Source organism: Variovorax sp. LjRoot175, assembly GCF_964253805.1.
GTDB lineage: Bacteria > Pseudomonadota > Gammaproteobacteria > Burkholderiales > Burkholderiaceae_C > Variovorax.
The window spans coordinates 4,246,542-4,259,073 of record NZ_CAXURY020000001.1; the positions used below are offsets into that span (position 1 = coordinate 4,246,542).

The following is a 12,532-nucleotide window of genomic DNA, read 5'->3' on the forward strand; positions in this document are numbered from 1 at the left end:
GGAGTTGCGTCGGATGGCGCGCTCGGTGATCAGCGCGAACCATCGCTCAACCTGGTTGAGCCAGGAACTGTAGGTCGGCGTGAAGTGGATGATCTCTGCGGCCTTCGGGCTCAGTCCTCCTTCATGGTGCTGATTGGTGCGTCTCAGGCACCACTGTGCGCCCGCTTGCAGGCCTACCGCTCGTGCCCCCTCCCTATCTACGATGGAACACATACGGCCTTCTGCCGTGATCCGTGCCCGACAACCCTGAGGTGTTGAACGGAGACTTGCTGCCAGTCGTCCGACTGGTTTGGCCCGGGCAATTGGGCCGTCTATTGGAGATTTCACTATGTTTTCTGTAGATGACACCTTGCGCCCCGGTAGCCAGCGGCGCGACGAGCTGGTTCCGTCCCGTTACGCGCTGCGGGTCGGCGAGATGGACGTGCTGGTGATCAGCGATGGGGTGTTTCCGCTGCCAGCCACGACGTTGGCCACCAATGCCGCCCCGGCCGACCTGGCGGCCTGGCTGGACGACAGGCTCCAGCCGTCGGACGTGTACAAGTGGCCGCTGAACGTGGTCGTGGTGCGTAGCGGCGGCCGGACCGTACTCATCGACGCTGGGATGGGGGCGGAGTACCCGGACTTCCCGCGGGCCGGGGGGCTTCTGGCCATGCGACTGGAGGCCGCCGGCATCGATCCCGCATCCGTGACCGACGTGGTGCTTACCCACCTGCACGTGGACCACGTTGGCGGGCTGCTCGCCGACGGGCTGAAGGGCAGGCTGCGTCCGGACGTGCCGATCCACCTGGCGGCCGCCGAGGCCGAGTTCTGGGCGTCGCCCGATTTCTCCCGCAACTCTTTTCCGCCGCGGATGCCGGACGTGCTTCGGTCGGCCGCCGGGCGGGTCATGGACGAGTACCGCAGCCAGCTGCGGCCGTTCGAGGCGGAGTACGAGGTGGCGCCGGGGGTGGTCGTCTGTCGCACCGGCGGCCACACCCCCGGGCACAGCGTGGTCCGCCTCGCGTCCGGCGACGACCGGCTGACGTTCCTCGGCGATGCCGTGTTCCCGGACCATTTCGACCGACCCGACTGGTACAACGCTTTCGACCACGACCCCGAGGAGGCGGTCCGCGTCCGGGTCCGTCTCTTGCGGGAGCTGGCGGCGACCCGCGAGCCGCTGGTGGCCGCTCACCTGTCGTTCCCGTCCGTCGGCCGGGTGGCGGTCGCCGGCGACGTCTTTCGTTGGGTCCCCGTCAACTGGGATTACTGACCGCTTGTCAAGGAAATAGGCCGAAAGGGGCCTGCTTTAGGGAGCTTCGCCCCCCGGGGAAAGAACAGCACCCTCGACAAATTCATGCCCCATCGCCGAGGCGCGCACGGACCGACCAGACAACCTTCTTTGGCACCTACTGCACCGGATGCAACCGATCGGTCGGCAGGCCTCGGCAGAAGTTGTTCAGTCGCGCAGCTCGAGGACACGGCTGCTGGCGTTCCTCTTCATCGTGGCCATCAGCCTTGTAGCCAGTGTCCTGACGTGGGAGGGCTGGACCTCCGTGTACGCAGCTGCCGGCTCCTTGGTGGGTACCTAGGCCATGCATCGCTGAGGGCCTTGAGATCGATGAGGCATATCAAGCCCGCAGCGCCGCCCGTGCGAGGCACCGTGCAACCGCCATCTCGGCCGCCTGCCCTGGAGGCCCCAGGCGCTGCCAAGATCGAGCCCCCAGCCTCCACAGCCGGAATGGCAAAGGCTCCGCCGCCCTGGATTTCCAAGGCGCAGGTCGCTCGCGGCCCGCCGGCCGCACCCACCCGCCTGCTGCGCGTTCGAGATCCGAAGCGCGCCCCCTGCTTCGACGGAGTGATGCTGATGGCATTGAACAGAAGGACGCGTGGAAGCGAAGCGGGCGCTTCTCTCAGCGGCTATGCAGCGATTGCCGAGAATCGACATCGCCGGCATCGAAGACATGCACATGGTCAACATGGGGCAGTTGGCGTATCCCAAAGGCCAAGTCACGGCCGCTGCCCACCAGTTCTACAGCCTGGCGTTTTGAGCCCAGTGCCTCGCAGCCGCCTTCGCTCGTTACAACCTCCTCGTTGCGACAGACGTGATTTCACCGCCAGCGCCCAAAATCCGTCCCCCGCCTTCTGAGTCCCCACCCCGCCTACCTGCCATGGTTGCGACCGCGGTCCGTCAACGTGGCAATGCGCTATCACCGTCATAGGCAAAGCGTTTGCCCTATTCGTCCGTGCGGATCCAGAATGTGTAGTTCTGAATCAAAGAACTGGAGATTCACCATGAGCGAGATACAAGCGGAAGCCAAGTGCCCCTTCCACCATGCGGTGGGCCGCGGCAATGTTAATCGTGACTGGTGGCCCAACCAGTTGCGGGTGGACCTGCTTCACCAACATTCCTCCAAGTCCGATCCGATGGGCAAGGACTTCGACTACGCGAAGGAGTTCAAGAGCCTCGACTACGAGTCGCTGAAGAAGGATCTGCGTGCGCTGATGACGGACTCACAGGACTGGTGGCCGGCGGACTTCGGCCACTACGGGCCTCTGTTCATCCGTATGGCCTGGCATAGCGCCGGTACCTACCGTACCGGCGACGGGCGTGGTGGCGGCGGCCGGGGCCAGCAACGCTTTGCGCCCCTCAATAGCTGGCCCGACAACGTCAACCTCGATAAGGCTCGGCGTCTGTTGTGGCCGATCAAACAGAAGTACGGCCGCAAGATCTCGTGGGCCGACCTGATGATCCTGACCGGCAACGTGGCCCTGGAATCGATGGGCTTCAAGACCTTCGGCTTCGGCGGCGGCCGTCCGGACACCTGGGAGCCCGACCAGGACGTCTACTGGGGCAAAGAGACGACGTGGCTGGAGGACAAGCGCTACACCGGCGACCGCGACCTGGAAAACCCGCTCGCTGCAGTGCAGATGGGCCTGATCTACGTCAACCCGGAAGGCCCGAACGGCAACGCGGACCCGCTCTCGGCGGCCAGGGACATCCGCGAAACCTTCGCCCGCATGGCGATGAACGACGAGGAAACCGTCGCCCTGATCGCCGGCGGCCACACCTTCGGCAAGACCCATGGCGCCGGCCCAGCAGACCTCGTCGGCTCGACCCCGGAAGCGGCCGACCTGGAGGAGATGGGCATGGGCTGGAAGAGCACTCACGCCAGCGGCATCGCCGGCGATGCGATCAGCAGCGGCCTGGAAGTCACCTGGTCACAGACGCCGACGCAGTGGAGCAACCACTTCTTCGAGAACCTGTTCAAGTTCGAGTGGGAACCGGTCAAGAGCCCGGCCGGCGCGGGACAGTGGCAGGCCAAGGGCGCTGCGGCGGACATTCCGGATGCCCACGACAAGTCGAAGAAGCGCGTGCCCACCATGCTGACCACCGATCTTTCACTGCGCATCGACCCTGCCTACGAAAAGATCTCGCGGCGCTTCCTCGAGCACCCCGAGCAGCTTGCCGACGCGTTTGCGCGTGCCTGGTTCAAGCTGACGCATCGCGACATGGGCCCGCGCTCGCGCTACCTCGGCCCGGAAGTGCCCGCCGAAGAGCTGATCTGGCAAGACCCGATTCCGAAGGTCGACCATCCCCTGATCGACGACAAGGACATCGCGGCGCTCAAGGCCAAGGTGCTGGCCTCGGGCCTGTCGGTGTCCGACCTGGTGTTGACGGCCTGGGCCTCGGCCTCCACCTTCCGCGGCTCCGACATGCGGGGCGGCTCCGACGGCGGCCGCATCCGCCTCACGCCTCAAAAGGACTGGGAAGTCAACGAGCCGACCAAGCTGGCCAAGGTGCTCAAGACGCTGGAAGGAATCCAGGGCGAGTTCAACAAGGCACAATCGGGCGGCAAGAAGGTCTCGATGGCCGACCTTATCGTCCTGGCCGGCTGCGCCGGCGTCGAGCAGGGGGCCAAGAACACCGGTCACAACGTGACGGTGCCCTTCACCCCGGGCCGAATGGACGCGTCGCAGGAGCAGACCGATGTGCAAGCCATGGCGGTGCTCGAGCCGGTGGCCGACGGCTTCCGCAACTACCTCAAGAAGGACTACAACGTTCCCGCCGATGCGCTGCTGATCGACAAGGCGCAGCTGCTCACCCTGACCGCGCCCGAGATGACGGTGCTGGTGGGCGGCATGCGCGCGCTGGGCGCCAACGTCGGTGCCACCAAGCACGGCATCTTCAGCCAGAAGGAGCACGCGCTGACCAACGAGTTCTTCGTGCGCCTGCTCGACCTGAACACGACCTGGAAGGCTGTGCCCGGCGAGAACAACCTGTACGAGGGAGTTGAACGCAAGACAAGCGAGCGCAAGGGAACCGCGACTCGCGTGGACCTGGCGATCGGCTCCAATTCAGTGCTGCGCGCCCTGGCCGAGGTCTACGGCAGTTCGGACGCGCAGGAGAAGTTCGTGAAGGACTTCATCGCGGCGTGGACCAAGGTGATGAACCTTGGCCGGTTCGACATGGTCTAGACAATCCTCATGGTTGCCGATTCGAAATAGCTTTAAGGCAGTCGCCGTTGCGAGCGCCCGGCGATGCCATCACATGCAACGCCGTGGCGCTGGAACTTCGCCAACTGAAGCTTGCAGGAGGCCAACGAACGATGGCCTCCTCAGGCGCGGCCTGCCGATCGCCAGGCGGAAGCTATGTCTGGTCGCGATTTTCACGAGCAAGATGGTCTTGCCCCATATGTCCGGACATGGCCTATTCGCAAGTTAACGCCGCTACGCCTATGCAGCCAAGCGCGCAGGAGACAACGATGACGGCCAGCTACCTAGAAATACAAGGCGCCCAGGCGGATATTGACCTCTGGGATGGGTTGATCACGGATCAAAACGCCCTCATCGGCGTCATGATGCAGAAGATGTCCCAAGTCGGATGCACGGATGCAGCATGGCTCGACGAGCGAATCACGGAGGCGGAAAGTATCGAGAATCGCTTAGTCGTCGGACTCGACCGCGCCCAGCGCCGACTGCGGGCATTGATCTAGGGAAATGCTGATCAATAGGTTGCTTCGGGCACGGCCCGTGCATGCGTGAAGACACCGCAAATCACAGCACAACCGAGATGAACCAACGCAGCTTTGCCAGCGCCGAGTACGCGATGAAGAAGAAGCGCACTCGTCGCGAGAAGTTCTTGGCCGACATGGAGCGCGTCGTGCCGTGGGCGCGACTGATTGCCGTGATCGAGCCGCTGTACCCCACGAGCGGGCGCGTCGGCCGACAGCCGATCGGCGTTCCCAGGATGCTGCGCATGTACTGCCTCCAGCAGTGGTACGGCCTGGCCGACGAAGCGCTGGAAGACGCGCTCTACGGCAGCCAGGCGCTGCGTGACTTCGTGAGATCCGTGCCGTCTGCCGCTCAAGCCATCCAGGAGATTTCGTAGTCGCGAGATCTCTCAGGCTTGAGCCGGTTCGGTCCAGACGCGGTTGCGAAGCGTTCCGACCGCGTCGACCTCGACTTCGACCACGTCGCCCGCCTTCATGAAAACAGGCGGCGTGCGCTTTGCGCCGACACCGCCTGGCGTCCCGGTGACGATCACGTCGCCCGGTTCGAGCGGGGTGAAAGTCGAGATGTAGGCAATCTGGCGCGGAATGCTGTGAATCAGCATGTCGGTCGATGCGCGCTGCATCTCCTGGCCATTCAGCCGCGTCACCAAGGTCATCTTCCGGCCGGGTTCGATCTCGCTGGCCGGCACCATCCACGGACCGAATGCGCCGGTGCGCCAGAAGTTCTTGCCGGCGGTCCATTGCGGGGTGGCGTTCTGCCAGTCGCGGATGCTTCCATCGTTGTAGCAGGCGTAGCCGGCGACGTGCTTCCAGGCCTCGGCTTCCGCGATGCGGCGTCCACCCGCACCGATGACGACGGCAATCTCGCCTTCGTAGTCGAGTCGGCTGGATTCAGGCGGCAGTATCAGATCCTGCCCATGCGCCACCTGCGACTGCGGCACGCGCAAGAAGAGCGTCGGGCTCTCGGTGACGGTTCGTCCGGTCTCGTGGACGTGCTCGCGGTAGTTCAGGCCCACGCACACGATCTTTCCGGGGTTCGGGATCACGGGCAGCAGCGTGACATCGGCCAAGGCGAAGGCCGCGGACCGGCCGGCCGCGACTTCGGCGGCCTGGCCCAGCAGGCCGTGGGCGATCAGTGCTTTCAGGTCGGCTGCCTGCGCGCCGAAAACCGCAGCGAGATCAATCACGCCCTCGCCTTCGACCAAGCCATAGGAGGCTTTCCCGTCGATTTCGAAACTGATGAATTTCATGACATTGCTTTCGTGTTGTGGGAATGGCGCAGCGGGGTGAGTGCGTGCGTCCAGCGATGCAACTCATCGAGCATCACGTACGCCGATTCGGTGTGGATGGGAAGGGGCGCGAAGCGCTCACCGGCGAGCTGCTGCGCAACATTGGGGAGCGCCACCGCCTCGAGCATGGGCACCATCTTGTAGGTCGTGACCAGCTGCTTCGTGACCTGCACGGCGCGCATGCCGCCCGAGATGCCGCCATAGCTGACGAAGGCCAAGGCCTTGTACTGCCATTCATGCACCAGGTAGTTCAGCGCGTTAAGAAGCGAAGGCGGCGGACCGTAGTTGTACTCGGGCATGACGAACAGGAATGCATCCATGCTGTCCACTGCGGCCGACCACGCCCGCGTGTGCGCGTGGCGGTAGTTGCGCAGGCGGGGATGCTCGGGCTCGTCGAACACGGGCAGATCGAAGGCTGCGATGTCGAGCAGGCTGGCGTCGAACCGATCGTGCGCCGAGGCGAGCTCCAGCATCCATTGGGCAATACGCGGGCCGACCCGTCCCGGGCGGGTGCTGCAGACCAGAACGCCGAGACGCGCCTTCATGCGCTTGCCCGCCCGAGCTGCGCGACCGCCTGGGTGATCCGTTCGGCATGGTCGCGGCTGTGATGGGCAATGGCCTGGAACGCCGCGGACATCTCGAGAACGGTTTCCAGCCGCGCATGCTGCGCCTCGCGCATCAGGCGTTTGGCCATGCGAAGCGCATGCGGTGCATTGGCCGCCATCCGCACGGCAAGTCGCACCGCGTGTGCCATCAGTTGCGCTTCAGGAACGACGGCGGAGACCAGTCCGCATGCCAGAGCCTCATCGGCGTCGATCGCGTCACCGGTGAAGGTCATCTCGGCCGCCTTTGAGGGTCCCACCAGGCGCTGCAAGAGGAAGGCGCCGCCATCGCCAGGAATGATTCCCAGCTTGACGAAGCTCTCGGCGAAACGTGCCGAGGGCGCGGCGATGCGCACATCGCACATGCACGCAAGGTCGAGCCCCGCGCCGATCGCCGGGCCATTGACCGCCGCGATGGTCGGAACCTCCAGGTGATACAGCGCCAGGGGATGCGGTGTATGCCTTCCTTGTAGTGGTACCTGTCGTCGACCGGCTCCAGGTGAGGGTCCTTGATGCGCTCGAGCATCTGCTTGATGTCGCCGCCGGCGCAGAACGCACTGCCCGAACCGGTCACGATGGCCGCGCGAATGCGCCGGTCGCGTGCAATGGCAGCGCATGCGGACTCGATGCCTTCGTACTGCGCCTGGGAGGCCAGTGCGTTGCGCGTTTCGGGCGTGTCCAGCGTGATGACGGCGATGGGACCGTCGACTTCGTATCGGATCGGTGGGTTCATGGTTTCAATCGATCTGAATGACACGGGCGTCTGCCAGCGCGTCCATCTGCTGCAAGGGCATGCCGAGCACGGAGCCCAGCACTTCCCGGGTGTGGGCGCCCAGTTCGGGGGGCGCCATGTGGTAACGGACAGGCGATGCAGAGAAGCGCAACGGATTCGCCACCAGGGGCACCGTCCCGCCGCCGGGATGCGGCAGGTCGACCTGCATACCCCGGGAACGAACCTGGGGATCGTCGAACACCTGGTCGATGGTGTTGATCGGCCCGCAAGGGACACCCGCCTCCTCGAGCGCAGCGATCCAGTGCGCGGTGTTGCGCGCGCCGGTAAGGTGCGCCAGCTCTGCGGCGAGCTCTTCGCGATGCGCAATGCGATCCCGGTTGGCTGCGAAGCGCGCGTCGGCGGCGATCTCCGGCGCGCCGAGCTCGGCGCACAGGCGCGCGAACTGTCCGTCGTTGCCGACGGCCACGATCATGTGACCATCGGCGGTCGGGAAATCCTGGTACGGCACGATGTTGGGGTGCGCGTTGCCCATGCGCCCAGGCGCAATGCCGCCAACGAGATAGTTGGCCGCCTGGTTGGCAAGCGCCGCCACCTGCACGTCCAGCAGTGCGACGTCGATGTGCTGCCCTTCTCCGGTGCGCTCGCGATGCGCCAAGGCCGCCAGAATGCCGACGGTGGCGTAAAGGCCCGTCATGACATCGGTGACGGCCACGCCCACTTTTTGCGGGCCGGCGCCCGGCTCGCCCGCCGCCGGCCCGGTGATGCTCATCAAGCCACCCATTCCCTGGATCAGAAAATCGTAGCCCGGTCTCGCCGCATAAGGCCCTGTCTGGCCGAAGCCGGTGATGGAGCAATAGATCAGCCCCGGATTGACTTCGCGCAGGCTCTCGTAGTCGAGCCCGTAGGCTGCCAAGCCACCGACCTTGAAGTTCTCGATCAGCACGTCGCATTGCGCAGCCAGCGACCGAATCAGGGCCTGCCCCTCCGGCCGCGTGAAATCGATGGCGAGGGACTTCTTGTTGCGGTTCGCACACAGGAAATACGCCGCATCGAGTGCCTCGCCTGCTGCGTCCCTCACGAAGGGCGGACCCCAGGCGCGCGTGTCGTCGCCGACGCCCGGCCGCTCGACTTTGAAGGTTTCCGCGCCGAGGTCCGCCAGCAGCTGGCCGGCCCACGGGCCCGCCAGGATGCGCGACAAGTCCAGCACCTTGAGATGCGACAGCGCGCCGCGGCCGGCAACTACGTCGTTCATAGCAAACCGGGGTAAGAGCCCCCGTCGAGCTGCAGGTTCTGCCCCGAGATGAAGCCTGCCTGCACGCTGCACAGGTAGGCACAGGCATCGCCGAACTCCTTCAGCGTGCCGAAGCGCCGGGCCGCAATGCCTGCGGTGATGCGCTCTCGCGCCTCGTCCCAGCCCAGCTTCTCCGCCTTCATCAGGCGCTCCGTCATTTCGACCTGGCGAGGGCTGTCGATGCGCTCGGGCAGCAGCTGGTTGATCGTGACGTTGTCGCAGGCGACGTCGAGCGAAAGCGCCTTGGCGAATGCGGTGAGGCCGGTGCGCGCGGTGGTCGAAAGCGCCATGTGCGGGCGCGGCGTCTTGACCATCGCCGAGGTGATGCTGACGATGCGGCCGAACTTGCGCGCTCGCATGCCCGGCACCAGCGCCTGCATCAGGTAGATCGGGCTCAGCAGGTTGGCGGCCAATGCCCTTTCCCAGACCTGCGGCGTCCATTCATCCAGCTTCCCGGGCGACGGACCGGCGTTGTTGTTGACCAGAATATCGGGCTCCGGGCATGCTGCAAGCAGCGTCCTTCGGCCTTCGTCGGTGTCGATGTCGGCGCAAACGGGCACCACCCTGGCCCCGGTGCGCTCCGCCAGCGCGGCTGCCACGCTCTCCAACTTCGCTCGCGTCCGGCCGTTGATGTAGACGATGGCGCCCTCGCCCGCCAGCGATTCGGCGCAGGCCAGGCCCAGCCCCTGCGATGACGCGCAAACGATGGCCCTGCGGCCTTGCACTCCCAGATCCATGGTGGTGCTCCCTCTGGCCGCCTCAGCGAATCTTCTGTTGGTGCCAGTGGTTGTTGGGCGTGCGGTTGCCGGCCAGCCATTCGCGCAGCTCGCGATGCGGATCGGCCTGCGCGCGTTCCTCGAAGATCTCGGGGCTGTTGGCGGCGTCGTAGGCAAACTCCATCGTGAAATCGTCCGGCGAGGTGACGTAGAGCGACATGCAGTAGCCGTGATGGGTTTCGTTGAACGGGTAGTCCGCCGCCTTCAGGCGGCGCTCGACCTCCCCGTAGGTTTCCAGGTCCACCTTGACCGCCAGGTGGTCATAGCGCAGGTTCGGCAGCACAGGCGGTCGGAACTGTTCGTACGCACCGGGATTGGCAAACTGGAAGAAGGACAGCGCGCTCCCGTCCGCGAAGCTGTAGTAGGTATGGCAAAGGTTGAGCGGCGCATTCAATTGGCGGTTGAAAACCTCCTCGCACCAGGTGCTGGTGAGCGGAATGCCGAGCAAGTCCTCGATGAACTTCCTGTTCTCTTCCTGATCGCGCACGATGAAAGCATGGTGGTGCATGCGCTCGGGCAACCTCGCGAGCGGTGGATTGCGGGGAGCGGCTTTGGTGGTGTTCGTTGACATGATTCGTTCCTGATCAGTTCCGGGAGCCTGCGCCAGCGGATGTCCGGCAACAGGCCGCGTTCGATTGCGATTACCTGAGGCTGGGCCCGTCGATGCGAATGCTCTGTTCCAGTGCCTCGCACTGTTCGTAAATCCAGACGTCGTAGGCGGCGAGCCGATTGGCCCACTTGGGGCTGACCTTGTTGACGCAGTGGTTCGTCAGCCGGTCGGTCCAGTCCCTGGTCGCGGCCCAGGAGTTCTTGACGTCCGCCGCATTCAAGGCGTCGTTCGCGTACGGGACCGTTGATATCGCTTCGGTGACCGCGTTGTGCAGGTCCGTCATGAACTCGAGCTGCGTGCTCACGTCGGCCTTGGTTCCGGGCTGGAAGTGCCCGGCGATGAGCTTGTCGAAGTCCCAGCGCGCATTCATGCTCTTGACGAGTGCGAAGTACCCCGGAATGTCCGTGGCCAGACCCATGCGGCGCCACATCATCCAGCCCGGGTAGACCACGTCCACGAGCATCAGCACCTTCTGCCCCGGGTGGTAGATGCCGATGTTCCCGAGATCGTGGTTCGGACCGGGATAGCGCAGCTGCAGCGACTGGTTGCCCACCACCAGCGGGAAGTCCACATCCTGCGTGTCGAAGGTCCGCGTGGGCAGCGGCCTGTTCGCGCTGGAGAAGAGCAGCTTCTTGCGAGTCTCTTCATGCGCCACGATCTGCATGCCGGGATTGGTCTTGACCACCTCGCTGGCATAGCCGATGTGATCGAGATGGGCGTGGCTGTAGACCAGGGCGACGATGGTCGCGCCGTTCGCCACCTCCTGGATTGCGCTGAGGATCTTCGCTCCCAGCGTCGGCGGCGCGTCGACGAGGACCACGCCGGCATCGGAGACCACGAACATGGTGTTGTAGATGCCATCGCCTACCGCGTAGACGCCGCCGCCCAGGTTGTCGACGCGGTAGCCTTTGATCGGGTCGATGGCCGGACCCTTCTGCGCTTCGGTGAGCGGGGTGTACGCGTCCGCTCGCACATTCGGCGGCACGATGTCGGGCATGTTCGAGTAGGGCAAGCCCCATGGGGTCGCTTGAGCGCCCCTGCGCACCGATTGCGCCTGCGCCGCGGATGGTATCTGCGCGTTCGCGTCGCTGCCTCCGCACCCGTGCATGGCGCCTGCCGCCGCCAGCAGCAATGCCCACAATGCGAGTCGTGGAGCCAGCGCCGTGCGGGACGCAGGAGTGCATCGGGATGGTGATGAATGGTTCATGTTCGTCTCTCGGTGGGTCCGCAGCGGCTTGCTCACTTCTCGCCGAGCCGGGGCGCGACCGAACGCCAGGCGTTGCGGTGCTCTGCCAACGCCGTCTGGGTCTGCGCGCGATCCAGCGCCATGGGTTCGTACCCGGCCTGCTTCAGCCTGGCCGCGTAGGCGGGATCTTTCCCGAGCGCAGTCGCCGCCTGGGTCAACCTGTCGAGGGTGCGTTCGGGGGTTCCTGCCGGCGCGAAGATTCCGAACCAGCCGAAGACCTTCAGGTCACCCAGGCCGATTTCCTTGGTGGAGGGCACGTCGGGAAACTGCGGCGAGCGGCTTGTTCCCACCACGGCCAATGCCTTCACGCGCTTGTCCTTGAGTTGCGCCGAGGCGGCGCCGCCGGACGACAGGAGCACCTGGATCGTTCCGCCGAGCAGGTCGGTCATCGCCTGCCCGCTGCCGCGGTAGGGCACGCCCAGCATCGACAGCCCTGCTTGGCGGGCCAGGAGCTCGGTCGTGAAGCCGAACTCGTGGCTGGGCACGCCGTAGCTCAGAGCTTTGGGGTTCGCCTTCGAATAGGCGACCAGTTCCTGCAGCGAATTGGCGGGCACCGAGGCGTTGACCAGCAGCACCAGCGGTGTCTTGGCGACGATTGCGATCGGCACGAAGGCGCGCTCAGGGTCGAACGGCGGCTTGGGCTCGACGAACTGCGCGATCGTGACGGGACTCTGCGGCGTGAACAGTAGGGTTCGCCCGTCGGGTTTCGCCCTCGCCACTGCGTCGGCGCCGATGTTGCCGGCGGCACCCGCCAGGTTGTCGACGATCACCGTTTCATTCAGGGTCTCTCGCAGGCCGTCCGCCACCAAGCGTGCCACGACGTCGCTGCCACCGCCTGCAGCGAACGGCACGACCAGCCGGATCGTCGCGGCGCTGCCGGTCTGCGCAAGCACCGTGCCGTGCAAGGTCATGAGTGCTGCGCCGATGGCCAACGCCGTGCGGCGCGACAGGTGCCTTGTCTCGAAGTTCAATCTGTTCATTCCAGTCTCCGTGT

10 protein-coding genes and 3 pseudogenes are annotated in these 12,532 nt (G+C 65.2%); 5 read left to right on the forward strand and 8 right to left on the reverse strand.

The window, feature by feature from the left end; genetic code table 11:
- The first annotated feature begins 328 nt into the window (after nucleotides 1-328).
- The 5 genes and pseudogenes from ACSQ89_RS21150 to ACSQ89_RS21170 all read left to right on the forward strand — a co-directional run.
- Complete coding sequence (locus ACSQ89_RS21150; RefSeq protein WP_436290850.1) at nucleotides 329-1,249, forward strand: MBL fold metallo-hydrolase; 921 nt, start codon at nucleotides 329-331, stop codon at nucleotides 1,247-1,249.
- 664 nt (nucleotides 1,250-1,913) lie between these two features.
- Nucleotides 1,914-2,027 (forward strand): annotated as a pseudogene (locus ACSQ89_RS21155) (IS6 family transposase); the annotation flags it as partial.
- Between the two features lie 253 nt (nucleotides 2,028-2,280).
- Complete coding sequence (gene katG, locus ACSQ89_RS21160) at nucleotides 2,281-4,455, forward strand: catalase/peroxidase HPI (protein ID WP_436291116.1); 2,175 nt, start codon at nucleotides 2,281-2,283, stop codon at nucleotides 4,453-4,455.
- Nucleotides 4,456-4,742: 287 nt separating this feature from the next.
- Nucleotides 4,743-4,973, forward strand: a complete 231-nt coding sequence (locus ACSQ89_RS21165) for a hypothetical protein (protein WP_436290849.1) — start codon at nucleotides 4,743-4,745, stop codon at nucleotides 4,971-4,973.
- Nucleotides 4,974-5,050: 77 nt separating this feature from the next.
- A pseudogene (locus ACSQ89_RS21170) lies at nucleotides 5,051-5,323 on the forward strand (transposase); the annotation flags it as partial.
- Between the two features lie 57 nt (nucleotides 5,324-5,380).
- On the opposite strand, the gene ACSQ89_RS21175 reads toward ACSQ89_RS21170, so the two are convergent.
- The 8 genes and pseudogenes from ACSQ89_RS21175 to ACSQ89_RS21210 form a co-directional block, all read right to left on the reverse strand.
- The gene (locus ACSQ89_RS21175; RefSeq protein WP_436290848.1) at nucleotides 5,381-6,241 is read right to left on the reverse strand and encodes a fumarylacetoacetate hydrolase family protein; all 861 of its coding nucleotides are present in this window, start codon (nucleotides 6,239-6,241) and stop codon (nucleotides 5,381-5,383) included.
- Complete coding sequence (locus ACSQ89_RS21180) at nucleotides 6,238-6,825, reverse strand: NADPH-dependent FMN reductase (RefSeq protein ID WP_436290847.1); 588 nt, start codon at nucleotides 6,823-6,825, stop codon at nucleotides 6,238-6,240. The genes ACSQ89_RS21175 and ACSQ89_RS21180 overlap by 4 nt, the downstream gene beginning before the upstream one ends.
- Nucleotides 6,822-7,615 (reverse strand): annotated as a pseudogene (locus ACSQ89_RS21185) (crotonase/enoyl-CoA hydratase family protein). Before ACSQ89_RS21185 ends, ACSQ89_RS21180 begins: the two are co-directional and overlap by 4 nt.
- Before the next feature lie 4 nt (nucleotides 7,616-7,619).
- Complete coding sequence (locus ACSQ89_RS21190) at nucleotides 7,620-8,867, reverse strand: CaiB/BaiF CoA transferase family protein (protein WP_436290845.1); 1,248 nt, start codon at nucleotides 8,865-8,867, stop codon at nucleotides 7,620-7,622.
- Nucleotides 8,864-9,643, reverse strand: a complete 780-nt coding sequence (locus tag ACSQ89_RS21195; protein WP_436290844.1) for an SDR family oxidoreductase — start codon at nucleotides 9,641-9,643, stop codon at nucleotides 8,864-8,866. Before ACSQ89_RS21195 ends, ACSQ89_RS21190 begins: the two co-directional genes overlap by 4 nt.
- 22 nt (nucleotides 9,644-9,665) lie before the next feature.
- Nucleotides 9,666-10,253, reverse strand: coding sequence for a VOC family protein (locus tag ACSQ89_RS21200; protein ID WP_436290843.1), 588 nt, complete (start codon nucleotides 10,251-10,253; stop codon nucleotides 9,666-9,668).
- Between the two features lie 70 nt (nucleotides 10,254-10,323).
- Nucleotides 10,324-11,304 (reverse strand): MBL fold metallo-hydrolase, encoded by a 981-nt coding sequence (locus tag ACSQ89_RS21205; protein WP_436290842.1) that lies wholly within the window; start codon nucleotides 11,302-11,304, stop codon nucleotides 10,324-10,326.
- Nucleotides 11,305-11,531: 227 nt separating this feature from the next.
- A complete protein-coding gene (locus ACSQ89_RS21210; protein WP_436290841.1) occupies nucleotides 11,532-12,518 on the reverse strand; it encodes a Bug family tripartite tricarboxylate transporter substrate binding protein in 987 nt (328 codons plus the stop codon).
- Nucleotides 12,519-12,532 lie beyond the last annotated feature (14 nt).